This window comes from Arthrobacter sp. P4_F10 (assembly GCF_056401435.1).
In genome coordinates this window covers 59,420-84,285 of sequence record NZ_JBFUJJ010000008.1, presented here as the reverse complement: position 1 = coordinate 84,285, position 24,866 = coordinate 59,420, and the positions used below count along the sequence as shown (strand labels likewise).

The 24,866-nt window shown below is 67.6% G+C and carries 21 protein-coding genes and 1 tRNA gene; 16 read left to right on the top strand and 6 right to left on the bottom strand.

Annotated features, from left to right (window positions below):
* Positions 1-32: 32 nt before the first annotated feature.
* The 11 genes from AC1DR1_RS11130 to AC1DR1_RS11080 all read left to right on the top strand — a co-directional run bounded on the left by AC1DR1_RS11130 (position 33) and on the right by AC1DR1_RS11080 (position 11,650).
* Positions 33-1,184 (top strand): adenosine deaminase, encoded by a 1,152-nt coding sequence (locus AC1DR1_RS11130; protein WP_229992895.1) that lies wholly within the window; start codon positions 33-35, stop codon positions 1,182-1,184.
* Positions 1,185-1,248: 64 nt separating this feature from the next.
* The gene (locus AC1DR1_RS11125; protein ID WP_229992936.1) at positions 1,249-1,833 is read left to right on the top strand and encodes a MazG nucleotide pyrophosphohydrolase domain-containing protein; all 585 of its coding nucleotides are present in this window, start codon (positions 1,249-1,251) and stop codon (positions 1,831-1,833) included.
* Between the two features lie 185 nt (positions 1,834-2,018).
* Positions 2,019-3,299, top strand: a complete 1,281-nt coding sequence (gene eno / locus AC1DR1_RS11120; RefSeq protein ID WP_104172754.1) for a phosphopyruvate hydratase — start codon at positions 2,019-2,021, stop codon at positions 3,297-3,299.
* Positions 3,300-3,385: 86 nt separating this feature from the next.
* Positions 3,386-4,159, top strand: coding sequence for an FtsB family cell division protein (locus tag AC1DR1_RS11115; RefSeq protein ID WP_229992894.1), 774 nt, complete (start codon positions 3,386-3,388; stop codon positions 4,157-4,159).
* A 165-nt stretch (positions 4,160-4,324) separates the two neighbouring features.
* A complete protein-coding gene (locus AC1DR1_RS11110; protein WP_229992935.1) occupies positions 4,325-4,996 on the top strand; it encodes a DUF501 domain-containing protein in 672 nt (223 codons plus the stop codon).
* The gene (locus AC1DR1_RS11105) at positions 4,993-5,976 is read left to right on the top strand and encodes a Ppx/GppA phosphatase family protein (protein WP_229992893.1); all 984 of its coding nucleotides are present in this window, start codon (positions 4,993-4,995) and stop codon (positions 5,974-5,976) included. Before AC1DR1_RS11110 ends, AC1DR1_RS11105 begins: the two co-directional genes overlap by 4 nt.
* Positions 5,977-6,041: 65 nt before the next feature.
* Entirely contained in the window at positions 6,042-7,436 is a 1,395-nt protein-coding gene (locus tag AC1DR1_RS11100) for a S8 family serine peptidase (protein WP_476992588.1), read from the top strand.
* 38 nt (positions 7,437-7,474) lie between these two features.
* Positions 7,475-8,938, top strand: a complete 1,464-nt coding sequence (locus tag AC1DR1_RS11095) for an NAD(P)/FAD-dependent oxidoreductase (protein WP_229992891.1) — start codon at positions 7,475-7,477, stop codon at positions 8,936-8,938.
* Between the two features lie 124 nt (positions 8,939-9,062).
* Positions 9,063-10,007: an N-acetyltransferase gene (locus tag AC1DR1_RS11090; protein ID WP_229992890.1), complete on the top strand. Its 945-nt coding sequence runs from the start codon at positions 9,063-9,065 to the stop codon at positions 10,005-10,007.
* A gap of 32 nt (positions 10,008-10,039) precedes the next feature.
* A tRNA-Leu gene (locus AC1DR1_RS11085) sits at positions 10,040-10,113 on the top strand.
* Between the two features lie 187 nt (positions 10,114-10,300).
* Complete coding sequence (locus AC1DR1_RS11080; RefSeq protein WP_229992889.1) at positions 10,301-11,650, top strand: ABC transporter substrate-binding protein; 1,350 nt, start codon at positions 10,301-10,303, stop codon at positions 11,648-11,650.
* Between the two features lie 353 nt (positions 11,651-12,003).
* Here AC1DR1_RS11080 and AC1DR1_RS11075 read toward each other — a convergent pair whose 3' ends face one another.
* From AC1DR1_RS11075 to AC1DR1_RS11060, 4 genes are read right to left on the bottom strand one after another with little or no spacing between them, the layout of a single operon-like run.
* Positions 12,004-12,777, bottom strand: a complete 774-nt coding sequence (locus tag AC1DR1_RS11075; protein ID WP_476992587.1) for an ABC transporter ATP-binding protein — start codon at positions 12,775-12,777, stop codon at positions 12,004-12,006.
* Positions 12,774-13,856 carry an ABC transporter ATP-binding protein gene (locus AC1DR1_RS11070; protein WP_229992887.1) on the bottom strand — a complete coding sequence of 361 codons (1,083 nt, stop codon included), beginning with the start codon at positions 13,854-13,856 and terminating at the stop codon, positions 12,774-12,776. Before AC1DR1_RS11070 ends, AC1DR1_RS11075 begins: the two co-directional genes overlap by 4 nt.
* Positions 13,853-14,821: a branched-chain amino acid ABC transporter permease gene (locus AC1DR1_RS11065; RefSeq protein ID WP_229992886.1), complete on the bottom strand. Its 969-nt coding sequence runs from the start codon at positions 14,819-14,821 to the stop codon at positions 13,853-13,855. Before AC1DR1_RS11065 ends, AC1DR1_RS11070 begins: the two co-directional genes overlap by 4 nt.
* Positions 14,822-14,830: 9 nt before the next feature.
* A complete protein-coding gene (locus AC1DR1_RS11060; protein ID WP_476992586.1) occupies positions 14,831-16,093 on the bottom strand; it encodes a branched-chain amino acid ABC transporter permease in 1,263 nt (420 codons plus the stop codon).
* Between the two features lie 499 nt (positions 16,094-16,592).
* Here AC1DR1_RS11060 and AC1DR1_RS11055 point away from each other — a divergent pair, with 499 nt between their 5' ends.
* Positions 16,593-17,546 (top strand): hypothetical protein, encoded by a 954-nt coding sequence (locus tag AC1DR1_RS11055; protein WP_476992585.1) that lies wholly within the window; start codon positions 16,593-16,595, stop codon positions 17,544-17,546.
* Between the two features lie 120 nt (positions 17,547-17,666).
* Positions 17,667-18,599, top strand: a complete 933-nt coding sequence (locus tag AC1DR1_RS11050) for a Bax inhibitor-1/YccA family protein (protein WP_476992584.1) — start codon at positions 17,667-17,669, stop codon at positions 18,597-18,599.
* A 116-nt stretch (positions 18,600-18,715) separates the two neighbouring features.
* Here AC1DR1_RS11050 and AC1DR1_RS11045 read toward each other — a convergent pair whose 3' ends face one another.
* A complete protein-coding gene (locus tag AC1DR1_RS11045) occupies positions 18,716-19,954 on the bottom strand; it encodes an acetyl-CoA C-acetyltransferase (protein WP_476992583.1) in 1,239 nt (412 codons plus the stop codon).
* A 20-nt stretch (positions 19,955-19,974) separates the two neighbouring features.
* Positions 19,975-21,135, bottom strand: coding sequence for a galactokinase (gene galK, locus AC1DR1_RS11040; protein ID WP_476992582.1), 1,161 nt, complete (start codon positions 21,133-21,135; stop codon positions 19,975-19,977).
* A 76-nt stretch (positions 21,136-21,211) separates the two neighbouring features.
* Here galK and AC1DR1_RS11035 point away from each other — a divergent pair, with 76 nt between their 5' ends.
* The 3 genes from AC1DR1_RS11035 (at position 21,212) to ilvA (ending at position 24,863) form a co-directional block, all read left to right on the top strand.
* Positions 21,212-22,186 (top strand): aldose 1-epimerase family protein, encoded by a 975-nt coding sequence (locus tag AC1DR1_RS11035; RefSeq protein ID WP_476992581.1) that lies wholly within the window; start codon positions 21,212-21,214, stop codon positions 22,184-22,186.
* Between the two features lie 103 nt (positions 22,187-22,289).
* The gene (locus AC1DR1_RS11030) at positions 22,290-23,603 is read left to right on the top strand and encodes an AI-2E family transporter (RefSeq protein ID WP_476992580.1); all 1,314 of its coding nucleotides are present in this window, start codon (positions 22,290-22,292) and stop codon (positions 23,601-23,603) included.
* A gap of 21 nt (positions 23,604-23,624) precedes the next feature.
* The gene (gene ilvA, locus AC1DR1_RS11025; RefSeq protein ID WP_229992879.1) at positions 23,625-24,863 is read left to right on the top strand and encodes a threonine ammonia-lyase; all 1,239 of its coding nucleotides are present in this window, start codon (positions 23,625-23,627) and stop codon (positions 24,861-24,863) included.
* The last annotated feature ends 3 nt before the right edge of the window (positions 24,864-24,866 follow it).

Sequence of the window (24,866 nt, the reverse complement as noted above, 5' to 3'; positions counted from 1 at the left end):
CGTCCCGCGCGCTCCGACCCTATGGTTGGAACGTGACTGAGACTATTCCTGACGCTGCCCCTGACCTCGAATTCGACCTGAAGGGCCTTCCCAAGGTTTCCCTTCACGACCACTTGGATGGCGGACTCCGCCCGGCCACCATCATTGAACTCGCGGAGGCCGCCGGCCACACGCTGCCCTCCACGGACCCCGTCGCCCTGGGGGAGTGGTTCCGCGAATCCGCCGACTCCGGCTCCCTGGTCCGTTACCTCGAGACCTTCGACCACACCATCGCCGTGATGCAGACCAAGGAAGGCCTGTTCCGCGTCGCGAAGGAATTCGTCGAAGACCTGGCCGACGACGGCGTCGTGTACGGCGAAGTGCGCTGGGCCCCCGAACAGCACCTGCAGAAGGGCCTGAACCTGGACGAAGTGGTCGAAGCCGTGCAGGCAGGTCTCGAAGCCGGCGTGGACGCCGTGGCCGAGACCGGCCGTGACATCCAGGTGGGCCAGCTCATCACCGCCATGCGCCACGCCGACCGCGGCCAGGAGATCGCCGAACTGGCTGTCCGCCACCGCAACAACGGCGCCGTCGGCTTCGATATCGCCGGTGCCGAGGACGGCTTCCTGCCGTCCCGTTTCAAGGACGCCTTCACCTACCTGGCCCAGCACAACTTCCCGGCCACCGTCCACGCCGGCGAAGCAGCCGGCCTGGAAAGCATCCAGTCGGCGCTTGTCGACGGCCGGGCCCTGCGCCTGGGCCACGGCGTGCGGATCGCTGAAGACGTCACGATCGAATTCGAAGAGGACGAAGACGCCGGGGGCGACGAAGTCAACGACACCATCGGCATGGTGACCCTGGGCGAGCTCGCCAGCTGGGTCCGCGACCGCGGCATCGCCCTGGAAATCTGCCCGTCCTCGAACCTGCAGACCGGCGCCATCGCCGGCTTCGGCGAGGGCATCGAAAGCCACCCGCTGGACATGCTCTACCAGCTGGGCTTCAACGTCACCATCAACACCGACAACCGGCTCATGAGCGGCGTCACGCTGACCGACGAGTTCGAGCTCCTCGTGGAGACGTTCGATTACGACCTCGACGACCTGCTGGAACTGACGCTGAACGCAGCCGAGGCCGCCTTCCTCCCGCTCGAGGAGAAGGAAGCACTGGTGGAATACATCAACGAGGCCTACGCCGACCTTGGCTAACGAGGACAACGCCGTGGGCGCGCTGGTCGATTGCATTAGCGAGCTGCGCGCCCACTGCCCCTGGATGGGTGCCCTTACCCACGAATCCCTTGTGGAGTACCTCCTGGAGGAGGCCTATGAGGTCGCGGAGACCATCGAGACGGCCGGCGGCGACGCCGAACTGAAGTCCGAGCTGGGCGATGTGCTGCTTCAGGTGGTCCTGCACGCCCGGCTCGCCGAGGAACGCGGCGCCTTTGACCTCGACGACGTCGCCCGCGCACTGATGGCCAAGATGATCCGGCGCAACCCGCACGTCTTCAGGCCCGACGGCTCGCTGCAGGATTCCTTCCCGGCAACGGTGGAGGAGATCGTCCTGAAATGGGATGCCGTCAAGAAGGCCGAGAAACCCGAACACGGCCACGTCTTCGACGGCGTTCCCGCCGCGCTGCCGGCCCTTGCCCGGGCCCAAAAGCTCCTGGACCGGGCCGAACGCGCGAACCTGGCGGCGGACACGGGCGGCGCCGCCGTCGAGATCCCGGCCACCGAGACGGAACTCGGCGACCTGCTGTTCGGGATCGTGGCGGGTGCCCGGGCCGGCGGGCTCGACGCCGAGCGCGCCCTCCGCGGAGCCCTCCGCCGTTTCCAGGACAGCAACGGCTCAAGGCCGTAGGCACAGCAGCGCCGGCACCATAGCGCCGGCATCATGACGTCCGGGGTTTGGATAGGTTTCCGTAACCTCCGCCACTCTCGACTACGCTAGTAGCGACGACGACGTCGGCTTTTCATACTTGGTGTACAGCCAGAGTCCAAGCAGTCAGATTCCCTGCAGATCGCTTCACCCAAAGGAGCATATCCATGGCGCTTATCGATGCCATCCACGCCCGCGAGATCCTCGATTCCCGTGGCAACCCGACCGTAGAAGTTGAAGTACTGCTCTCGGACGGCCAGATCGGCCGCGCAGCAGTTCCCTCCGGCGCTTCCACCGGCGAGCACGAGGCCGTAGAACTCCGTGACGGCGACAAGGGCCGCTACCTCGGCAAGGGCGTCCAGAAGGCGGTCGACGCGGTCATCGACCAGATCGCCCCGGCCCTGACCGGTTTCGATGCGACTGACCAGCGCAGCATCGACCAGGCCATGATCGACCTCGATGGCACCGCCAACAAGGGCAAGCTCGGCGCCAACGCCATCCTGGGTGTCTCCCTGGCCGTGGCCAACGCTGCGGCCGCCTCCGCAGACCTGCCGCTGTACAAGTACCTCGGCGGCCCCAACGCGCACGTCCTGCCCGTGCCGCTGATGAATATCCTCAACGGCGGCTCGCACGCCGACTCCGACGTGGACATCCAGGAATTCATGATTGTCCCGATCGGCGCCGAGACCTTCTCCGAGGGCCTGCGCTGGGGTGTCGAGGTCTACCACAACCTCAAGTCCGTCCTGCAGGCCAAGGGCCTGTCCACCGGCCTGGGCGATGAGGGCGGCTTCGCGCCGAACCTGCCGTCCAACCGTGCCGCACTGGACCTGATCCAGGAAGCCATCAAGAACGCCGGCTACACCCCGGGCAAGGACATCGCCCTGGCCCTGGACGTCGCCTCCTCCGAGTTCTTCAAGGACGGCGCCTACCAGTTCGAAGGCAAGGCACTTTCCGCCACCGAGATGAGCGCCTACTACGCCGAGCTCGTGGCCGACTACCCGCTGGTTTCCATCGAGGACCCGCTGGACGAGAACGACTGGGAAGGCTGGAAGACCCTCACCGACTCCATCGGCGACAAGGTCCAGCTCGTGGGCGATGACCTCTTCGTCACCAACCCGGCGATCCTGCAGCGCGGCATCGACACCAAGACCGCGAACTCGCTGCTCGTCAAGGTCAACCAGATCGGCTCCCTGACCGAGACGCTGGACGCCGTGTCACTGGCCCAGCGCGCCGGTTACACCACCATCACCTCGCACCGCTCCGGCGAAACCGAGGACACCACCATTGCTGACATCTCCGTTGCCACCAACGCGGGACAGATCAAGACCGGTGCCCCGGCCCGCTCCGAGCGCGTTGCCAAGTACAACCAGCTGCTGCGCATCGAAGAGGAACTCGACGACGCCGCACGGTACGCCGGACGCAGCGCCTTCCCGCGTTTCAAGGGCTAGTTAGCCGCGAAAACCGGTAACCGGTGGCTATGGTTGAAAGACCATGGCCACCGGTTCTGTTTTTGGTCCGCTTTTGAAGGAGTGACATGGCTACCCGACGCCCCAATGTTCCCCGGGCTACGCCTGCGGCCGCCAAACCCGCGGGCACAGGCTTGGGGGCGGCAGACGACGGCGGCGAAGTCATCCAGGCGGACTTTGGCGGCTCCCGCAGCGCCGCTCCGACGCCGGCCGCGCCCTCCGGCGCTTCGCCTGCCTCTCCACGTGCGGCTGCCCCCGCAGCGGGCAAGGCAGCCGCCAACGGTTCCGGCGCCGCAGCTCCCGCCGCCGGCAAACGCCGGCCTGCAGCAGCACCTGGAACAACACCAGCAGCATCCGCCGCGAAACCGGCAACCCGGCCGGCACCCGGGAAGGCTGGCGGCAAGGCCACGGGCCGGACAGCCGCAGGGGGTGCGGACGAATCCCTCGACCCGGTGCCCGCCAAGGCGTTCTCGGGCCGGCTGCTTGCGCTCGGCGTCGTGATGATTGCCATCACCATCCTGCTGGCCCCCACGGTCAAGATCTTCCTCGACAAACGCGCCGAAATCGCGGCGCTGCAGGCCGACATCGCGGCCAAGCAAACCAAGCAGGAGGACCTCAAACGCCAGGTTTCGCGGTGGCAGGATCCCAACTACGTGAAACAGCAGGCCCGCGACCGCATTAACATGGTTATGCCCGGAGAGACGGGCTACTGGGTATTCGGCAGCGATCTTCCTGCCGCACAGTCCAGTGGCACGGCGGGTGCAGCATCAGCACAAGACCCGGCCAACCTGCCGTGGGTGGACTCCCTCTGGGAGTCCATCAGGCGATCGGCAACAGACTAGAAGCGGCGCCCGCCGCCGGGATTGTCCCGCGGACAATCCGGAACAGGGCAGGAAGGTGCCACTCCCGTGGACGAGAACCGAGTGGACCAGAACCGAACGGACGAGAACGACGGCGCCCCGACGTCGGCGCCACGGCACAGGGCAAGCGTCCCGGAGGCCTCCCGCGTGCCGTCGCCGCACGACCTCGAGGTCCTGAGCCGCCAGCTGGGCCGGCCCGTGCGCGACGTCGTCGAAATCCCGGCCCGCTGCGTCTGCGGTAACCCGCTCGTGGCTGCCACCTCGCCGCGGCTCAGCAACGGTACGCCGTTCCCCACCACGTTCTACCTCACGCACCCGGTGATCACCTCGGCGGTATCGCGGCTGGAGGCCGCCGGGCTGATGAACGAAATGAACGACCGGCTCGCCGCGGACACCGGGCTCGCGGACCGGTACCGTGCCGCCCACGAGGCATACCTGGTCTCCCGTGCCGAGATCGGCGCGCGCTCCGGCATCGGTGCCGTTCCGGAAATCGACGGCGTCTCGGCCGGCGGAATGCCGACGCGCGTCAAATGCCTTCACGTCCTCGTGGGGCACTCGCTGGCCGCGGGCCCGGGAGTGAACCCGCTCGGGGACGAGTCGATCGCCGCCATCGCCGAATGGTGGACCGTGGACCGCTGCTACTGCGACGGCGCCTGGGACACCGGCGGCGAGGCCCCGTCCCGGGACCTCAGCCGCCATGGTCCGCAAGGCCTGCCGGAGATCGTGGGCCGGCCCGCGCCGGTCCGCAAGTCCCGCGGCGCCGCCGACGCCGGCGCTGCTGAGAATGCCGGCGCCGCCGGCACGGGGGAGTCCAGATGACCCGGGTCGCGGCCATCGACTGCGGCACCAACTCGATCCGCCTACTCATCGCAGATGCGAACGCAGATGCGAACCCAGATGCTGGCGCAGGCGGCGCAACCGGGCAGCCCACACCGCGGCTGACCGACATCGTGCGGGAAATGCGCGTGGTCCGGCTGGGCCAGGGCGTGGACTCTACGGGTGAACTGGCCCAGGAAGCGCTTGAGCGCACCTTCGCCGCGACCCGGGACTACGCCGCCCTCATCCGCGAGCACGGCGCAGCCAAAGTGCGCTTCGTGGCCACCTCCGCCACCCGCGATGCCAGCAACCGGCAGGTCTTCGTCGACGGCATCCGCGCCATCCTCGGCGTCGAGCCCGAGGTGATCACCGGAGACGAGGAAGCCGCGCTGTCCTTCGCCGGCGCCAGCAGCGTCCTGCCCTCCCGCGGGGAGGACCCCGTGCTGGTGGTCGACCTCGGCGGCGGAAGCACGGAGTTTGTGCTGGGCGACGCCGGCGGCGTCATCGCCGCCCGCTCGGTCGACGTCGGCTGCGTCCGGATGACCGAACGGCACCTGCGCAGCGATCCGCCCACGCCGGAGCAGATCGCAGCGGCCGAGGCCGACGTCGACGCCGCCATCAGCGAGGCGGCACGGACCGTTCCGCTGGAACGCGCCACCGTCGTCGTCGGCGTGGCCGGTTCCGTCACCACCATCACGGCGCACGCGCTGCGCCTGCCGGAGTATTCGCCGGCCGCGATCCACGGCACCGAACTGGACCTGGACGCGGTCCGGAAGGCATGCACCGAGCTGCTCGAAATGACCCGGGAGGAGCGGGCCGCGCTGCCGTACATGCACCCAGGGCGGGTGGATGTGATCGGCGCCGGCGGCCTCGTTTGGCGGCGGATCCTGCAACGCCTGGCCGATGTCACGGGCGGGCGCATCACCACGGCCGTGAGCAGTGAACACGATATTCTTGACGGAATTGCCCTCAGCATCCGATGATCCCGCCCCAGCAGTTGTGCCTCCGCGCGCGCCTTGCCGCTGGTGCATCCGCCGATAGGACCTGAATGACCAGAGCAACAGCCCGGCGCCGCCGGACCGCCTCCGCGTTGATGGCCTTGGCCCTTGCCGGCGGAGCGTCTACGGCGGCGCTGACCTTGGCCGCGCCCGCCTACGCCGACTCCTGGCGGGATAAGGAATACTGGCTCGCCGAGTCCGGCATCACCAAAGCCTGGGACGTATCCAAGGGAGCCGGCGTCAAAGTCGCCGTGATTGACAGCGGCATCGACGGCCAGCATCTGGACCTCGCTGGCGTGCTTGCCGGCGGCACCGACATCTCCGGCGCCGGCAATCCCAACGGCCAGGCGAGCATCGGGGCCAAACCCGAACACGGCACCTTAGTGGCCACCATGCTCGCCGGGCGCGGGCATCAGGCGCCCGACGCGACCGCCAAACCAACTGCCAGCGCCGCACCCGGGGCTGTAGTTGGCCCGGACGGGATCGTCGGCGTCGCCCCGGAAGCCCAGCTGCTGTCCGTTTCCACCTGGCTGGGTTCCGCCAACCCGGGCGGCAAGAGCGACCAGGACCAGATCCCGGAGGCAGTGCGCTGGGCGGTCGACAACGGCGCCCGCGTCATCAACATCTCCCTCGGCAGCACGTCACCGGAATGGCCGCAGAGCTGGGACGCGGCCTTCCTCTACGCCGAACAGAAGGACGTCGTGATCGTCGCCGCCGCGGGCAACCGCGTGGGCGGCAACGTCCAGGTCGGCGCGCCGGCCACGATTCCCGGCGTCCTGACGGTCGCCGGTCTGGACCGCGCCGGCGCGGCCAGTATCGACTCCTCCTCCCAGGGCATCAGCATCGGCGTCGCCGCTCCCGCCGAGGACCTGGCCGGCGGCATGCCCGGCGGCGGCTATGCCGAGTGGGCGGGCACCTCCGGGGCCACACCCATCGTTTCCGGCGTCGCTGCCCTGATCCGCTCCAAATGGCCCGAAATGTCCGCGAGCCAGGTCATCAACAGGATCGTGAGCACGGCCAAGGACGCCGGGGCGCCCGGGAAGGATCCGCTTTACGGCTTCGGGGTGCTGAACGCCGAGGCCGCCCTCAAGGCCGATGTCCCGGAAACCAAGGTCAATCCGCTGGGGTCGATTTCGGACTGGATCCGCGTCCACCGGCGGGGAAACCTCGCCACGACAGCACCGGCGGCGGCGGCCGCGCCCTCCAGCGCTGTCCCCACCCTGCCCGAGGCGACCGTGCCGGTCGCGGAGAAGCCGTCCCAGCTGAACAGCGCCCTGCYGGCCGTCGTCGTCCTGGGCTTCGGCTGCCTGCTCGTGGGAATCGTAGTGGCCGCTGCCGTCCAGTTGCGGGCCGCCATGCGAACGCCGCCGAAGCGCGGGCCCGGTGGTCCGGCCAAGGCCGAACCCGGGGCCGCCAACCCGGTGGACTCCAGCAACCCGTCGTAGTTAGTGAAGGTTTTCACAAACTACTGTATTCTTGACGCATGGCATCCTCCCTTCAGCTCCAGGACCGTCCCCGGGTACTCGTCGTCGGCGGCGGGTACGTCGGCCTGTATGTAGCCCTTAAACTTCAGAAAAAGATCGCGAATGCTGGTGGCATTGTCACCCTCGTGGATCCGCTGCCCTACATGACCTACCAGCCCTTCCTGCCGGAAGTTGCCGGCGGCAACATCGAGGCGCGCCACGCAGTCGTCTCGCACCGCCAGCACCTGAAGCAGACGGAGCTCATCCAGGGCCGCGTCACCTCAATCGACCACGCCAACCGCACGGCAGTGGTCGCACCCTCCGACGGCGGCGACACCTTCGAGGTGCCGTACTTCGACGTCGTCCTGGCCGCCGGCGCCATCACCCGCACGTTCCCCATCAAGGGCCTCGCGGAAAAGGGCATCGGCCTGAAGACCATCGAAGAGGCTGTCGCCCTGCGCAACAAGGTTCTCGAGCGCATCGAGACCGGCTCCCTCATGACGGACCCCGTTGAGCGCGCCCGCGCCCTGACGTTCGTCGTCGTCGGCGGCGGCTTCGCCGGCATCGAGTGCATCACCGAAATGGAAGACCTCGCCCGCGCCGCGGTCAAGAACAACCCGCGCGTCAAGCAGGAGGAAGTCCGCTTCGTCCTGGTCGAGGCCATGGGCCGCATCATGCCCGAGGTCACGGCACCGCAGGCCGTATGGGTGGTCGAACACCTCCGCAGCCGCGGCATCGAGGTCCTGCTGAACACCTCCCTCGACAACGCCGAGGGTTCCCTGAAGCTCATCAACCTCCCGGACAAGAGCCCGGCCCAGGAATTCGAGACTGACACCCTGGTCTGGACTGCCGGCGTGCAGGCCAACCCGATGGTCCGCTCCACCGACTTCCCGCTCGAGCCGCGCGGCCGCGTCCGCGTCCTGGCCGACCTGCGCATCGCAGGCGACGAGGGCATCATCGACAACGCCTGGGCTGCCGGCGATGTCGCTGCCGTCCCCGACCTCACGGGCAGCGGCCTGCCGGACGGCACCTGCGTGCCGAACGCCCAGCACGCCCTGCGCCAGTCCAAGCGCCTGGCCAAGAACCTGTGGGCCTCCCGCTGGGACAAGCCGCTCAAGGACTACAAGCACAAGAACCTCGGCGCCGTCGCCGGCTTCGGCGAATGGAAGGGCGTGGCCAACATCAACCTGGTTGGCCGCATCGGCCTCAAGGGCCCGCTGGCCTGGCTGGCACACCGTGGCTACCACGGCATGGCCATCCCCACCGTGGAGCGCAAGATCCGCGTGATCTCCGGCTGGCTGTGGGCCTTCTTCCTGGGCCGCGACACCACGCAGCTGATGGACCTGGACAACCCGCGCGGCGCCTTCGTGGCCGCAGCGACGCCGGCCCCGAAGCCGGCCGCTGCTCCGGAACCCGCCAAGGCCGAAGCCAAGCCTGAAGCCAAAAACGACACCAAGGAAGCTGTTCCGGCCGACTCCAAGTAGCCTGATCCGAGCTTTCGGCGGCGGCTGTTCCCCTCCGGGGGAGCAGCCGCCGTTTTCGTTGCCGGAAGCCGCGGGGGCGCCGGGAAGGGGCAGGTGCGCAGGGCCCCGCGCCTAGACTGGCTCCATGACAGCTGAAAAGGACCTGCACACCCTCCTGGCCACCATGCACCCCGAACTGCGCGAGGGCGACTACGTCTACGCCCTGTGGCCGCACGGCAGACCCCTGGCCGGGGCAATCGCGGCTGCCGTCCGCGAGGCGGAAGGGCTGACCGTTGTGCTGCCGCGGGACGAAGCAGACAGCCTGGGGCTCTCCTACGACTTCGTCGCAGCGTGGATTACGCTCCAGGTGCACTCGTCGCTTGAGGCGATCGGCCTGACGGCAGCCGTCAGCGCCGCCCTGACCGAGGCGAAGATCAGCTGCAACGTCCTGGCCGGCTTCCACCATGACCACCTGCTGGTCCCCGTGGCCGACGCCGACCGTGCTCTGGAGATTCTGCACGAACTGGTCGCAGACCATGGGGAGCACAAGCCGGCACCGGACCTCGTGTTGCGCAGCGAGGAACCGGCGGACCGCCCGGCCATCCTCGCCCTGACAGCCGCCGCGTTTGCCATTTCACCCGTCACGGGGCATCACGTGGACGGCGAACCCGAAGAGGTGAAGCTGCTGGCCCAGCTGTTCGAGAGCCAGGAATACCTCCCCGAGTTCAGCGTCGTTGCCGAACTCAACGGCGAAATCGTGGGGCACGTGATCAGTACCCGCGGCTGGGTGGGCGAACTGGAGCTGCTCGGGCTCGGGCCGATCGGGGTGGTGCCCCGGCTGCAGCGCCACGGCATCGGCACCGCGCTCATGAACGAAACCGTGGCGCGGGCCAACGCCGCGGGGGAGCGGGGGATCGCGCTGCTGGGCAGCCCCGACTACTACTCCCGCTTCGGCTTTGTACCGTCCACATCGCTCGGGGTGGCACCACCGGAGGCCGGCTGGGGCGCGCACTTCCAGCTGCTGCCGCTCGCCGTCTGGCCCGGCGGCGTCAGCGGCACCTTCCGCTACGCCGGCCCTTTTTCGGGCTGATCCGTCCGGCGACGGGATACCATTGACCGGGCGCCCCAGTAGCCCAATTGGCAGAGGCAGCGGACTTAAAATCCGCGTGTTGTGGGTTCGAGTCCCACCTGGGGCACTTTGCTGCGCGCCGCCCAGAAACCGCCGCGTAACCCTCCAGATTTCCTCTATGCAACGAGTGTTATAAGGATGTGACCGTAGTCACTTATTTTCACGTCGAAATTGCACTAGCTTGAAGTGGAATCAGGAACACCTGATCTTTCGCGTCAAAGGCCGTTCGCACCTTTAGATCGAGGAGCTTGTACATGACTTCACTCCCCCAGGTTGCGCCCCGCATCGCTAAGCTCACAGTGCTTAGCCTCGGCGTCGCCCTTCTGGCTACGGCTTGCGGTGGTTCACCCGCCCCGAGTTCGACGGGATCCAGCTCAGCCGCGGCCGCGGGCATCGCGTGCCCGGCACCCAGCGCCACCGGCGCCGGCACCAGCGCTGCCGGCGAAACGGGCACCGTGCCCGCTTCTGCCACCACCACCCCCACGCCCCTGAAGATCGGCTCGCTCCTGCCGACGACAGGTTCGCTGGCCTTCCTCGGCCCGCCCGAAATTGCCGGTGTTAACCTCGGCATCAAGGAGGTCAACGACGCCGGCGGCGTCCTGGGCAAGCCTGTCGAGGTCATCCACCGTGACTCCGGCGACACCAAGACCGACATCGCCACCCAGTCCACCACGGCACTGCTCGGACAGGGCGTCAGCGCCATCGTCGGCGCCGCCTCCTCGGGTGTCTCAAAGACCGTGATCAACCAGATCACCGGTGCAGGCGTCGTCCAGTTCTCCCCGGCCAACACCTCGCCGGACTTCACCGCGTGGGATGACAAGGGCCTCTACTGGCGCACCGCCCCCTCGGACGTGCTCCAGGGCAAGGTCCTCGGCAACTACATGGCCACCTGTGGCGCCCAGACGGTCGGCATGATCGTCCTGAACGACGCCTACGGAACCGGCCTTGCAAAGAACGTCCAGGCCGCTTTCGAGGCAGCCGGCGGCAAGGTTGTTGCCCAGGAGCTCTTCAATGAGGGCGATTCCCAGTTCAGCAGCCAGGTGGACAAGGTTCTGGCCGCCAAGCCGGACGCCATTGCCCTGATCACCTTCGACCAGGCCAAGAGCATCGTTCCGCTGATGACGGGCAAGGGCGTCAAGCCGACCCAGATCTTCATGGTGGACGGCAACATGTCCGACTACAGCAAGGACTTCCAGCCGGGAACCCTCAAGGGCGCCCAGGGCACCATCCCGGGCACCTTCGCCAAGGAGGACTTCAAGAAGCAGCTCCTGGCGATCGACCCGGCGCTGAAGGACTACAGCTACGCGGGTGAGTCCTACGATGCCGTGAACCTGGTCGCACTGGCTGCCGAGGCCGCCAAGAGCACCAAGGGCACTGACATCGCGGCCCAGCTCAAGGCAGTCTCTGAAGGCGGCGAGAAGTGCAACACCTTCCCCACCTGCGTCACCCTGCTCCGCAACGGTAAGGACATCGACTACGACGGCCAGTCCGGCCCCGTGTCGTTCTCCGACGCCGGCGACCCCACGGAAGCCTACATCGGCATCTACGAGTACCAGGATGACAACACCTACAAGCCGGCCAAGGAAGAATTCGGCAAGCTGTAAGCCGCTTCCCACCGACACGCAAAAGACCCCCGTCCAGTCCGGACGGGGGTCTTTTGCGTGCGGGGGAGCGGGGCGGAGCGGCAGGGCGGGCCAAGGCGTCACGCACAGCAGGCTTTCGAGGGGTGCCGGGGCGCCCGACGGCGGGAACCCGCCTCAGCCCGCCGTGTGCCCGCACAAGACTCTGCGCCGCGTGACGCCGTCGTCGTTCTGCCGGGAGCGCAGGAGCCGAGCACGTGGCTGCGGAGGCGCCCGGACGGTACCAACCGGGGCCGAGTCCGGAGCGACCTACGCCGGGCACGCAGAAGGGCCGCCACCGGCTGGTGACGGCCCCTGCGGGGATACTGCCCGAAGCGCTATTCCACAGTGTCTGCGAGCGTTCCCAGGTAGAGCTGGATGACCTTGGGATCCTTCATGAGTTCCCGGCCCGTACCCGTGTACGCGTCCTTGCCCTGGTCCAGCACGTAGCCGCGGTCGCAGATCTGCAGGCAGCGGCGCGCGTTTTGCTCCACCATGATGACTGAGACGCCGGCCCGGTTGATCTCGTGGACCCGGAGGAAGGTCTCATCCTGCTTGACAGGGGAGAGGCCTGCAGAGGGCTCATCGAGCAGCAGCACGGCCGGGTCCATCATGAGGGCCCGTCCCATGGCGACCATCTGGCGTTCGCCGCCGGAGAGCGAGCCGGCCCGCTGGGCGCGCCGCTTGCCGAGCTCCGGGAACAGCTCGGTGACGAAGTCGAACCGTTGGGCGAAGTCCTTGGGCCGCTGGAACATACCCATCTGCAGGTTTTCCTCGATGGTCAGGGCCGCGAACACGTTGTTGTTCTGCGGAACGAAGCCGACACCCTTGCTGACGAGCTTGTTGGCCTTGAGCCCGGTGATGTCCTGCCCGCGGACCACTACCGAGCCGGAGTGGACTTTGACCAGGCCGAACATGGCCTTCAACAGCGTGGATTTGCCGGCGCCGTTGGGGCCGATGATGCCGATCAGCTCACCCTTGCGGGCTTCGATGCTGCAGCCGTTGAGGATATTGACGCCGGGGATGTAGCCGGCCACCAGATCGGTGACCTTCACGACCGAGTCGCCGTCGAAGGCGGGCTGGGCGGCCGCTGCCGCGCTGGTGGCGCTCATTCTGTGTCCTTCTCTGTGCGGTTCGGCTCTTCGGCGCGGTTCGGCTCGCCGGCGCTGCGGCGGCCACGCGTCGTCCCGTTCTTCGCCGCTTCCTCCGCCTCAGTGGCGAGGACGTCGGCGGAGATGATGCCGGCGTTTTCAGTGCCGACAATCGACTCCTCGTCGGCGACCAGTTCCGCGGCCAGTTCCTTGATGCCCTCCGCATCGCCCAGATCCACGTCGTGGTGGGCGCCGAGGTAGGCGTCGATCACGGCGGGGTTCTTCATGACTTCGGCGGGAGGCCCTTCGGCCACGATCTTGCCTTCTGCCATCACGACCACCCAATCGGCGATGTGGCGGACCATGTTCATGTCGTGCTCGACGAACAAGACGGTCATGCCCTCGGCCTTGAGGTTCTTGATGTGGTCCAGCAGAGACTGCGTCAGCGCCGGGTTGACGCCGGCCATCGGCTCGTCGAGCATGACCAGCTTGGGCCGGACCATGAGGGACCGGGCCATTTCCAGCAGCTTCCGCTGCCCGCCGGACAGCGACGCCGCGTAGTCGTCCTTCTTGGCGTCCAGCTTGAACTTCTCCAGCAGCACGTTGGCTTCCTGGGTGATCTTCTTTTCCTGGCCGCCCCAGATGCCCTTGAACAAGGCTTTGGACAGCCGTTCGCCGGACTGGCTGGAGGCGCCGAGGCGCATGTTCTCCAGGACTGTGAGCTTGCCCATGACCTTGGTGAGCTGGAACGTGCGCACCATTCCCATGCGGGCAACCTTGTACGAGGAGACGCCGGCGATGTTGTTGCCCTCGAACTGCCATGTACCCGAGTTCGGGGTGTCGAATCCCGTGAGGAGGTTGAACAACGTGGTCTTGCCGGCGCCGTTGGGGCCGATCAGTGCAGTGATCTTGTGCCGCGGGATCTCGAGGTACTGGACGTCAACGGCGTTGATGCCGCCGAAGCTGCGGGTGACGTTTTCCGCCACCACGATCGGATCACGCTTCTTGCAGCCGGGCGCGATCTCTCCGGCAGCGATCGGACGGGTGTCCGTCATGTAGTCGATGCTCTCTGCGCGCGACTCTTCGCTTGGATTGCTCATGCGAATGCCAGCTCCTTCTTATTGCCGAGAACGCCCTGGGGCCTGAAGATCATCAGCAGCATGAGCGCCACGCCGACCAGGATATAGCGCAGCTGCCCGGCCTGGACCGTGTTCAGCCACGTGATGGTGCCGGACTCGATCAGGCCATAGAGGATGCCCTGGGTGAGCGAGAGCACCACCCAGAAGATCATGGCGCCGACCACCGGGCCGAGCACGGTGCCGAGGCCGCCGAGCAGCAGGCAGGTGTAGAGGAAGAACGTCAGTTCCGTGCCGTAGTTGGCCGGCTGCACCGCGCCGCGGGGAATCGTGAAGATCATGCCTGCCAGGGCACCGAGCGCGCCGCCGATGATCAGGGACTGCATCTTGTAGGCGTAAACGTTCTTGCCGAGCGAGCGGACGGCGTTCTCGTCCTCGCGGATGCCCTTGAGGACCCGGCCCCAGGGGCTTCGCATCAGCAGCCAGACAATGACGCAGAAGATGGCCACGACTGCCCAGGCGACCACCCGGATGAAGAAGTCGCGGTTGTTCATGCCGATGTAGGTGCCCGGCGGGAAGGGGTTCATGGCGTAGAAATCGCCCTCGAAGGCGGCCAGGCCGTTGGCCGAGCCGGTGATGGCGGTCAGCTGGTTGGTCGTGACGATGTAGCGCACGATTTCGGCCGCCGCGATGGTCACGATGGCCAGGTAGTCCGCCCGGAGCCGCAGCGTCGGGATGCCCAGCAAGAGGGCGAAGATGGCGGAGCAGACGACGGCGATGAGCAGTCCGATGAAGAACGGCACATGGAACGTCAGGGTGGAGATGGCGAAGCCGTAGGCCCCCACTGCCATGAAGCCTGCTTGGCCGAAGTTGAGCAGGCCGGTGTAGCCGAAGTGGACCGCGAGGCCGAGGGTGGCCAGGGCGTAGGCAGCTGTCGTCGGGCTGAAAAGCTCGCCGGCGGCGCTGGAAAAGATGAATCCGAAATCCATGGCTGTCTCCTAACCCACGCGCTCGCGGCGGCCCAGAATGCCCTGAGGCCTGAACAAGAGGACAACAATCATGATGAACAACGCTCCCACGTATTTGAGGTCGGCTGCGAGACCGAACACGGTGGTCAGCTCAACGAAGATGCCGACGATGATGGAACCGACCAGGGCGCCCCAGACCGTGCCGAGGCCGCCGAGGGTGACGCTGGCGAAGATGAGCAGCAGGATCTGGGAGCCCATGTCGAAGGTGACGCCGGGCCGGTAGTAGGCCCAGAGGATGCCGCCGAGGGCGGCGAGCATGCCGCCGACCACCCAGACGATCCGGATGACGGAGTCGACGTCGATGCCGGAGGCTGCGGCCAGCGCCGGGTTGTCGGCCACCGCGCGGGTGGCCTTGCCGAGGCGGGTCTTGAGCAGGACGACGCCGAGGGCGGCGATCACGACGGCGCTGACGAGGAGGGACAAGAGGTTGTTGGGGGAGATGGAGATCGGGCCGATCAGGATTTCCACGCTCTGGGCGAACGGCAGTTGCTGGGTGGCGCCGCCGAAATAGAACTGGATGATGTAGCGCACGGACAGGGCGAGGCCGATGCTGACGATCATCATCGGAACAAGCCCGGTTCCGCGGCGCCGCAGCGGCTTCCACAGGCCCGCGTCCTGGACGTAGCCGAACAATCCGCCGCCGACGACGGCCAGGACGACGGCCAGCCAGAACGGCAGGTGCATCTGGTTGAAGGCGAACACCAGTACCGCGCCGAGGGTGACCATTTCTCCGTGGGCGAAGTTCGTCAGGCCGGTGGTGCCGAAGATCAGGGACAGGCCCACGGACGCGAGGGCGAGCAACAGGCCGAAGCTCAGCCCTGCCACCAGCCGGTTGAGCAGGTTTTGCATGAAGTTCTGCTGCTCCACGACAATGCCCTTGCCAAAGGTGAAGATTACCGAGAGGTTTGAGGTCTGGCTGAAGGTGACGTTGCGGGGGTTCTCCTGGCCCTCGGCCAGCTTGATGCCCTCCGGCAGCGTGGACTCGTCGAGTTTGACCTCATAGGTCCCCTGGGTGGGGACGCCAATGGTCCAGGCTCCGTTGGGTCCCGATTTCGTGGTTCCCGTGAAATCGCCGCTCGTGGCGGTGATGGTTACCCCGGGGATCGGTGCGCGGTCGTCGCCGCGCAAGAAGCCGCTGATGCTGTTGGTGAACTGGGTGGCCGACGGGGATGGTGTCGGCGAAGGGGTCGTGGCGCTGGACGCCGGGGCCACGATGAGCAGTAGCGCAGCCATGGCTGCAAATACTGCCCCCACAGCCCTCAGTAGTCTGCCGCGCCGTCTCTGCGACAGGCCGCTCGTTGTGCTTCTCAAATTGAAAACCTCCACATGGGGGTGCTGTGGGTTGCGCCTTTGCAACCGTTGCGAACGGTCAGGGGACGAGCGTCTCGCAATACGATCCATTGTTGTGATGTCCGTCACCCTGTGTGGCCTATGCTACAGCCCGGGCGAGGCAAAGAATGCCGCTGCGAGCAGGCAGAACGTCGCGATCGGGTAACAACCGTGTAGTCGCGGGAGTACCTCGCTGTAGCCCCGCTAAAGAAAACTTTTGTTGATTCCGAGTATGCCTAAACAGTGGCCGGTCCGGTCCCCGGTTTGCCCGGCCAACCCGGTGCCGGTACTGCCCGCCGGGCACATCCGCTCCGGCGTGCCGAACCAGCAAATCCAAGCTTTTTCCAAGTCCTCCGGCGTTATCGTGCGAAGAGCGCCTGAACCGATCTTGGAGGGCCGACTGATGAACCGGGTGGTGAAGCTGTGCCTCGCAGGTTCGCTTGTGCTGGCGATCCTGGGCCTTCCGGCGCTCAGCCTCGGCCCCGAGCCCGCCGGGGCGCAGGCCTGCGTGCCCTCGACAGATGCACTCACCGACCCCTATCCGGGGATCATGGCGGCGGCCTCCACCTTTGAAGCTGGCACCTTGGACGGATTCGGCGTCTCCACGGCCGGGACGGGAAATGCCTCGGTGTCCACCGGGCTGTCGCACTCCGGTAACTGTGCCGCCCGCCTGCACACCACCGCCGGGTCCGGCTCCATCGCGAGGCTGACCGTGGGCCTGACCCCCGGAAACACCGAGGCGTATGCGGACGGATGGTTCAATATCGCCGCTGAGGGAATGAGAGGGAACAATGTTCCCTACTTCCGGTTCTTTTCCGGCGGCGTCCGGGTCCTGGACGTTTTCCGGCAGAACATCTCCCATGAGCTGGTGCTCCGCACCTCGTCACCCGCGGGGTTCGCCTACACGACTTTGCGGCGGGACGTCCCCACTGACTCCTGGCACCGGCTGGTCATGCACGTGGTCCCCAACGGTCCCGGGACCACCGTCCAAATCTGGTGGGACGGGCGTTCCGTCTACGCGGGCACAGTCAGCATTTCCGCGACGACACTCGACACGGTCCAGCTTGGCTCCGAACACGATCAGCAAATGGCCGACATCTACATCGACGACGTCATTGTCAACAGCGGCACGGGAACGCCGGTGCCGGTTCCCGGCCCGCTCCCGGAGCCGAAGGGGGATCCGTCGAAGCGGCTCGACGATTTCCGCGACGACGGACAATCCGCCGTGCTGGCAGCCGGCACCGGTGCGCGGCGCACCGGGCGCCCGGCACGCCCAAAACGGCCGGCGTCCATGCGGGCTTCCTGGGCTGAATATCCCGCTGGTTTAGGTCACGGTTCGGTTGCGGCGGCTCCCTGAGGGAACTATCCCTCCCCGCCGGCCGTGGGAATTGGTAGCGTGACTATATAAAACTCCCTTTCGTATAGTCCGCATCGCACCGGAACATCATCCACCCCCTTATCTTGGAGGACACCCGCAATGGCATCTGGCGGAAACCCGATCTTCAGCGGAAAGAATTTCCGCGAAGCCACCCAGGCACCGCCTGCCCCGCAGGCCCCGTATGGCCAGAACCCCTACGGCCAAAACCCCTACGGTCAGGCCCCCTACGGCCAGAACCCCTACGGTCAGGCCCCGGGCCAGGGCGGGTGGAATTCTGCGCAGCAGGGCATGACCCAGGAACAGCTCCAGGACCTGTACAACCGCCCGGCGGCCGGCCCGGCTGACATCGGCAAGATGACGTACGACGACGTCATCATGAAGACCRCCGGGTGCCTCGGCATCCTGGTGGTCGGCGCCGCAGTGGCGCTCGCCGTCCCGCAGGGCACCGGATCCATGCTGATGATCCTCGGAGCCCTCGGCGGCTTCGCGCTCGCGATGGTCAACACCTTCAAGAAGCAGCCGTCCCCCGGGCTGATCCTGGCCTACGCCCTGCTTGAAGGATTCTTCCTCGGCGGCCTGACCCGCATCCTTGACAACCTGTTCCCGGGCGTCGGCATCCAGGCCGTCGTCGGGACGCTTTCCGTCTTCGCCGTGACGCTGGTGCTGTTCAAGAGCGGCAAGGTCCGGGCGACGCCCAAGCTCATGCGGTTCTTCATGATTGCCCTGATCGGCTATGCGGTGTTCGCGCTGGTCAACATGTTCATGATGATGACCGGGGCCGTGACCACGCCGTTTGGCCTGAGCACCAGCATGGAGATCATGGGCATCCCGCTCGGCGTCTTCATCGGCGTCCTGGCGATCGGCCTGGCCGCCTTCTCCCTGATCATGGACTTCACGTCCATCGAGGCGGCCATCAGCGCCGGAGCCCCGCAGCGCTTCTCCTGGACCRCCGCCTTCGGCCTCACGGTCACGCTGGTCTGGCTCTACGTCGAGATCATCCGACTGCTGGCCATCCTCCGCGGTGACGAGTAACCGCCGTCGTCCCTGAACACCGTTTCCTAACGAGGAGCCCCGCCTAACGGCGGGGCTCCTCGCGTTTGCGGCAGCCAGCTGCAATGCGTCAACTGCAATGCGTCAGTTGCCCACCGTCAGCTGAGCCGCTCCAGCACAACCGCCATGCCCTGGCCGCCGCCGACGCACAGCGTGGCCAGGCCGAGGGAGGCGTCGCGGGTGCGGAGTCCGTTGAGCAGCGTGGTGGTCAGGCGGGCTCCGGTCATCCCGAAGGGGTGGCCGAGGGCGATGGCGCCGCCGTGGACGTTGAGCTTCTCCGGATCGATGGCGAGCTCCCGCGCGCTGGCCACCACCTGGACCGCGAACGCTTCGTTGAGCTCCACGAGGTCGATCTCGCGGATGGTCAGCCCGGCGATTGTCAGCGCCCGGCGGGTCGCTTCCACCGGGCCCATGCCCATCAGCTCCGGGGACAGGGCGCTGACACCGGTGGAGACGATCCGGGCCAGCGGCTCGAGGCGCAGCTCGCGGGCGCGCACGTCACTCATGACCACGACGGCGGCGGCCCCGTCATTGAGCGGACACGCGTTCCCGGCCGTCACGGTGCCGCCGCTGCGGAAGACCGGCTGCAGCGCACCCACGGCCTCCGCGGTGACGCCGGGACGCGGCGAATCGTCGCGGTCGATCACCGTGCCGTCAGCGCGGGTGTAGGGGGTGATTTCTCGGGCGTAGAACCCGGAGGCGATGGCCGCCTCGGCCCGGTTCTGGCTGAGCACCGCCCAGGCGTCCTGCTCCTGGCGGGTGATGCCGTAGCTTGTGGCGACGTTCTCCGCCGTCTGGCCCATGGCGATGTACACGTCCGGCATCCGGCCGCCCAGGCGCGGGTCGGTCCACGGTGTGTTGGAGCCCGCGCGGGCCTCGGTGCGTTTGCGGGCCGCCTCGAATCGCGGGTTGTGCGTGCTCGCGTCGGTCTCGCCGGCACCGGCCCATTCCCGGTAGCGGGACACCGCCTCCACGCCGGCGGCCACGAACGCCTGGCCTTCGCCGGCTTTGACGGCGTGGAATGCCATCCGGAGCGTCTGCAGGCTGGAGGCACAAAAACGGTTGATGGTGGCGGCCGGAACGTTGTCCAGCCCGGCCAGGATGCTGACCACCCGGGCCATGTTGGAGCCGGCCTCGCCGCTCGGCTCGGCGCACCCCAGATAGATGTCGTCCAGGCCACGGCCCGGCCCGGCGGCGGCATCGAACGCCGGAATCCCGGCGAGGGCCGCCGTGACCATGGCGGCGGCGAGATCGTCAGGCCGCTCGTCCTTCAGGGACCCCTTGAACGCGCGCCCGATCGGGCTTCGGGCAGTGGAAACGATGACGGCTTCTGGCATGCGCCCAGACTACGCCCCGCCTATGCCACGCGCATGGCCCCGGCCGCAGGACTGACGCTGAAGACCTCCGGCGCCGCGTACCCGGCCCGGGCGAAGGCCCGTTCGACGGCGGCACGCACCTGCTGCTCCGATCCCGCCGGGGTCAGTGCGATCGCGGAACCGCCGAAGCCGCCGCCAGTCATGCGGGCCCCGATCGCGCCGGCGGACCGCGCCGTGTCCACGGCAAGGTCCAGCTCGGCGCAGGAGATCTCGAAGTCATCGCGCATCGAGGCATGGGACGCGTCCAGCAGGGGGCCAATGGCAGCCGGGCCCATGGTGTCCAGCAGCTCCACCGTCTGCAGGACGCGGTCGTTTTCGGTGACCACATGCCGGAGGCGGCGGAACGTCTCCGGGTCCAGGAGCCCGCTGGCCTCCTCGAGGTCCTCGAACCCGACGTCGCGCAGCGCCGGCACGCCCAGGACCTCGGCGGCGAGTTCGCACGATTCCCGCCGGGCCGCGTACCCGCCGTCGGCGTGGGAATGGGAAACCCGGGTGTCGATGACCAGCAGCACCAGCCCCGCGGCGTCGGCGTCGAACGGCACCAGCCGGACACTCTGGTCCCGGCAGTCGAGGAAGACGGCGTGGCCGGCCGTGGCCCGCAGCGAGGCGGACTGGTCCATGATGCCGGTGGGCGCGCCGACGAAGTCGTTTTCCGCCCGCTGGGTGGCCAGGACCATGTCCTGCGCGGAGAGGCCCGCGGCCATGAGCTCATTCAGCGCCGAAATCACGGCGCATTCAATGGCGTGGGAGGAGGACAGGCCGGCGCCGCGGGGGACATCGGAATCCAGGAGCAGGTCCACGCCGGGAACCGGCAGGCCCTGCTGCTGCAGGGCCCAGATGACCCCCAGCGGGTACTTTGTCCAGCCCCTGGCGCTGGCGCGGGCCAGCGAACCGGTGTCCGCGGTGGTCAGCCCCTGGTTCCCAAACGTGGAGAGCAACCGCACTGTGGAATCCGGCCGGACCCTGACGGCCACCCGGGCCGCCCGGTCGATGGCAAACGGCAGGACGAAGCCCTCGTTGTAATCGGTGTGCTCGCCGATGAGGTTGACCCGTCCCGGTGCCCGCCACACGCCGTCGGGCCGGGCACCGAAGACCGCCTCAAACCGGGCGGCGAGCCCGCTGCTGTCCAGGGGAGGATTCATGGCCTGGCGCCTGCGCTGCTGGAAGTCATGGAACCAAGGTATACGGGTTGCCGGGCGGGTCTGTACGGTGGTCATCATGGATCTCTCAGCGACCCCCTTGGCCTCCGGCCCCGATGAAACCATGCGGCGGTACGCCACCGGGCGGCAATACGAGCTCCGGCGCGGCGACGCCCTGGCCGTCGTCACCGAACTCGCCGCCGGCCTGCGGCTCTACAGCCGCGGAGGCACTGCCCTGACGGAGAGCTATGGCGATGCCGACATTCCGCCCGGCGCCACCGGAATCACCCTGGCACCGTGGGCCAACCGGGTGGAAGACGGTGTCTGGTACCTCAACGGCAAGAAGCTGCAGCTGGACATCACCGAGGCCTCCCGCAACAACGCCAGCCACGGGTTGCTGCGGAACTCCTCCTACGACCTCGTGGACGAGGACGAGTTCTCCGTCACCCTGGAAGCGGCGGTCTTCCCGCAGCACGGCTACCCGTTCCTGCTCAGGCACCGGGTCCGCTACGAACTGGCGGAGGACCTGGGGCTGGTAGTGCGCCAAACCCTTATCAACGACTCCCAGGACGCAGCGCCGTTCGTGCTTGGCGCGCACCCGTACCTGCGGCTGGGCGACGTGCCCAGCGAGGACCTCACCGTGAGCGTGGACGCCCGGACCCGGCTGGTCGCCGATGACCGCCTCATCCCGCGCAGCACCGAGCCGGTCAGCGGCGACTTCGATCTGCGCGGCGGCCGGCCGGTGCGGACCCTGGACCTCGATTCGGCCTATACGGACCTGGACTTCGACGGCGGCATCGCCCGGCACACGCTGAGCTCACCGGACGGGCGGACCGTAAGCCTATGGCAGGACGCCAGCTGCGGTTACGTCCACGTCTTCGTAACGACCGAATTTCCGGGCCGGTCGAAGGCGGTCGCGATCGAGCCGATGACCGGGCCCGCCAACGCGTTCAACAGCGGCGCGGGCCTGCGCTGGCTCGCGCCGGGGGAGCAGTTCTCCATAACCTGGGGCATCTCGGCCTCGCTGACGGCAGGGGCTGACCCCAGGGGCTGACCGGGCGGCCGGGGAACCGGCCCCGCGGCCCGGCCCCACCAGCCGGTTGCTGGTTGCTGGTTGCTGGTTTCCTATTAACCGGCCGCTGCGGAATCATGGGGCTATGACGCCAGCTGAGGACGCCGTACCCGCCACAAGCCCTTCCCCTTCCGCGGCCGGAACGGGGGCGCGTGCCGGGGCCCGGCCCCGGACCGACCGCGAGATCGACCAGGACATTCCCTACGGTGTGCGGATCGCCGCCGCCTGGGCGTGGCGCGCCGGGCTGATCCTGCTGCTGGTCGGGGGCCTGGTCTGGATGCTGAGCCACGTCAGCTTCCTCATCATCCCCGTCATGGTGGCCGCCCTCCTGTCAGGGCTCCTCAGCCCCGCAGTGCGCTGGATGGCCAAACGCAGCGTGCCCAAGGGGCTCGCCGTCGCCATCACGGTGCTCGGCTTCATCGGCATCATCGTCGGTGCCCTGACCCTGGTGGGGCGCCAACTCATGCAGGGCTTCGGCGAGCTGTGGTCCCAGGCGCTCACGGGCGTGCAGCAGGTCCAGACCTGGCTGTCCGAGGGCCCGCTCCACCTGACGGCCGCACAGATCGACAAGTACATCGAGGACGCCACCGCCGCGCTGCAGAACAACAGCAGCAGCATCCTCAGCGGGGCCCTGACGTTCGGGAGTACGGCCGGGCACTTCGCCGCCGGCCTGGTCCTGGCGCTGTTCATCCTGATCTTCTTCCTGCTCGAAGGCGACAGGATCTGGGCCTTCCTCGTCAGCCTCATGCCCCGGAAGGCGCGCCGCGCCACGGACGGTGCGGGCCGCCGCGGCTGGACTTCCATGGTCAGTTACGCCCGCATCCAAATGTTCGTCGCGTTCGTGGACGCCGTGGGAATCGGCGTCGGCGCCGCCATCATTGGCGTGCCGCTCGCGCTGCCGCTGAGCGTGCTGGTCTTCCTCGGTTCCTTCATACCGGTGGTCGGTGCGCTGGTCACGGGCGCCATCGCCGTCTTGCTGGCACTGGTCGCCAACGGGCCCGTCAACGCCCTGATCATGCTGGCGATCGTGCTCGGCGTCCAGCAGCTCGAAAGCCACATCCTGCAGCCGCTCGTCATGGGCAAGGCCGTCTCCCTCCACCCCGTGGCCGTGATCCTGTCCGTCGCGGCGGGCTCCTACCTCGCCGGGATCCCCGGCGCACTGTTCTCCGTTCCGATCCTCGCCGTAGCAAACTCGTCGATTCGCTACATCGCGGGCAGAACGTGGGAACATGATGAAGTGCTGGCAACCGCGGGACCAGAGGGCAGCCCTGCCCTCGAACCCGGCGCAGACGCCACCTTCACAGACGTCCACCTGCCGGGCGGAACCCCCGGCCGCGAGGGCGCCGCACCCAACAGCGGTGCTCCAGGCAGCGATGCCGGACGGGGCACCAGCGCCTGATCCGAAGAAGGAGAACAGTTCGTGAATACCCTTGAGAGCCTGCCCGTCACGCTGGACGCTGTCCTGGAGGCGCAGAAGCTGCTCGACGGGATTATTACGCGGACGCCCGTGGAATCATCGCGGGCCCTCGGCAGCACGGTGGGCGGCGAGGTCTTCCTCAAATGCGAAAACCTGCAGCGCGCCGGCTCCTTCAAGGTCCGCGGCGCCTATGTGCGGATGGCCAAGCTCTCCGACGCCGAAAAGAAGCGCGGCGTCGTGGCGGCCTCCGCCGGAAACCACGCCCAAGGCGTGGCTGTCGCAGCCAAGAGCCTCGGCATCAAGGCCCGGATCTACATGCCGCTCGGCGTCGCACTGCCCAAGCTTGCCGCCACCCGTAGCCACGGCGCCGAGGTGGTGCTGCACGGCCACAACGTGGACGAGGCGCTGGCCGAAGCCAAGCGCTACGCCGACGAAAGCGGCGCCGTCTTTGTCCACCCGTTCGACGACGTCGACGTCGTCGCCGGCCAGGGGACGGTGGGGCTGGAAATCCTCGAACAGGTCCCCGACGTCGATACCATCCTCATGGGCGTCGGCGGCGGCGGCCTCCTCGCAGGCGTTGCCGTTGCCGTGAAGGCACGCGCCAAGGAACTTGGCCGTGACATCCGCATCATCGGCGTCCAGGCCGAGAACGCCGCCGCCTACCCGCCCTCGCTCGCCGCCGACGCCCTCGTCCCGCTCAAGAAGGTCTCCACCATGGCGGACGGCATCGCCGTGGGCCGGCCGGGCCAGCTGCCGTTCAGCATCATCCGCGAGCTCGTCGACGACGTCGTCACGGTCAGCGAAGACGCCCTGGCCAGGGCACTGATCTTCCTGCTGGAACGCGCCAAGATGGTGGTGGAACCCGCCGGGGCCGTCGGCGTCGCGGCGCTCATGGAAGGCAAGATCGAAAACCCCGGAACCGTTGCGGTGGTTCTCTCAGGCGGCAACATCGACCCCATGCTGATGCTCAAGGTCATCCAGCGCGGCCTCTCCGCCGCCGGCCGGTACATGACCGTGCGGATGATGCTGGACGACCGTCCGGGCTCGCTGGCCACAATCGCCCGCATCATCGCCGAAAACGACGCCAACGTCACGGGCCTGGACCACACACGGGTGGGCGGCTCCATCAGCATGGGCGACGTCTCCATCACCGTCAACCTGGAAACCAAGGGCCACGAGCACTGCAGCCAGGTCCTTGCGGCGCTGCGCGCCGAGGGTTTCCAGCCGATCGTGGTGCACTAGGGG

Bases quoted from the DNA above. Each gene is read 5' to 3' on its own strand.
- AC1DR1_RS11065 (WP_229992886.1), bottom strand. From the start codon at position 14,821: ATGGATTTCGGATTCATCTTTTCCAGCGCCGCCGGCGAGCTTTTCAGC.
- AC1DR1_RS11105 (WP_229992893.1), top strand. From the start codon at position 4,993: ATGACCCGGGTCGCGGCCATCGACTGCGGCACCAACTCGATCCGCCTA.
- AC1DR1_RS11055 (WP_476992585.1), top strand. From the start codon at position 16,593: ATGAACCGGGTGGTGAAGCTGTGCCTCGCAGGTTCGCTTGTGCTGGCG.
- AC1DR1_RS11075 (WP_476992587.1), bottom strand. From the start codon at position 12,777: ATGAGCGCCACCAGCGCGGCAGCGGCCGCCCAGCCCGCCTTCGACGGC.
- AC1DR1_RS11030 (WP_476992580.1), top strand. From the start codon at position 22,290: ATGACGCCAGCTGAGGACGCCGTACCCGCCACAAGCCCTTCCCCTTCC.
- AC1DR1_RS11090 (WP_229992890.1), top strand. From the start codon at position 9,063: ATGACAGCTGAAAAGGACCTGCACACCCTCCTGGCCACCATGCACCCC.
- AC1DR1_RS11035 (WP_476992581.1), top strand. From the start codon at position 21,212: ATGGATCTCTCAGCGACCCCCTTGGCCTCCGGCCCCGATGAAACCATG.
- AC1DR1_RS11045 (WP_476992583.1), bottom strand. From the start codon at position 19,954: ATGCCAGAAGCCGTCATCGTTTCCACTGCCCGAAGCCCGATCGGGCGC.
- AC1DR1_RS11125 (WP_229992936.1), top strand. From the start codon at position 1,249: ATGGGTGCCCTTACCCACGAATCCCTTGTGGAGTACCTCCTGGAGGAG.
- AC1DR1_RS11115 (WP_229992894.1), top strand. From the start codon at position 3,386: ATGGCTACCCGACGCCCCAATGTTCCCCGGGCTACGCCTGCGGCCGCC.
- AC1DR1_RS11060 (WP_476992586.1), bottom strand. From the start codon at position 16,093: ATGGCTGCGCTACTGCTCATCGTGGCCCCGGCGTCCAGCGCCACGACC.
- eno (WP_104172754.1), top strand. From the start codon at position 2,019: ATGGCGCTTATCGATGCCATCCACGCCCGCGAGATCCTCGATTCCCGT.
- AC1DR1_RS11070 (WP_229992887.1), bottom strand. From the start codon at position 13,856: ATGAGCAATCCAAGCGAAGAGTCGCGCGCAGAGAGCATCGACTACATG.
- galK (WP_476992582.1), bottom strand. From the start codon at position 21,135: ATGAATCCTCCCCTGGACAGCAGCGGGCTCGCCGCCCGGTTTGAGGCG.
- AC1DR1_RS11095 (WP_229992891.1), top strand. From the start codon at position 7,475: ATGGCATCCTCCCTTCAGCTCCAGGACCGTCCCCGGGTACTCGTCGTC.
- AC1DR1_RS11080 (WP_229992889.1), top strand. From the start codon at position 10,301: ATGACTTCACTCCCCCAGGTTGCGCCCCGCATCGCTAAGCTCACAGTG.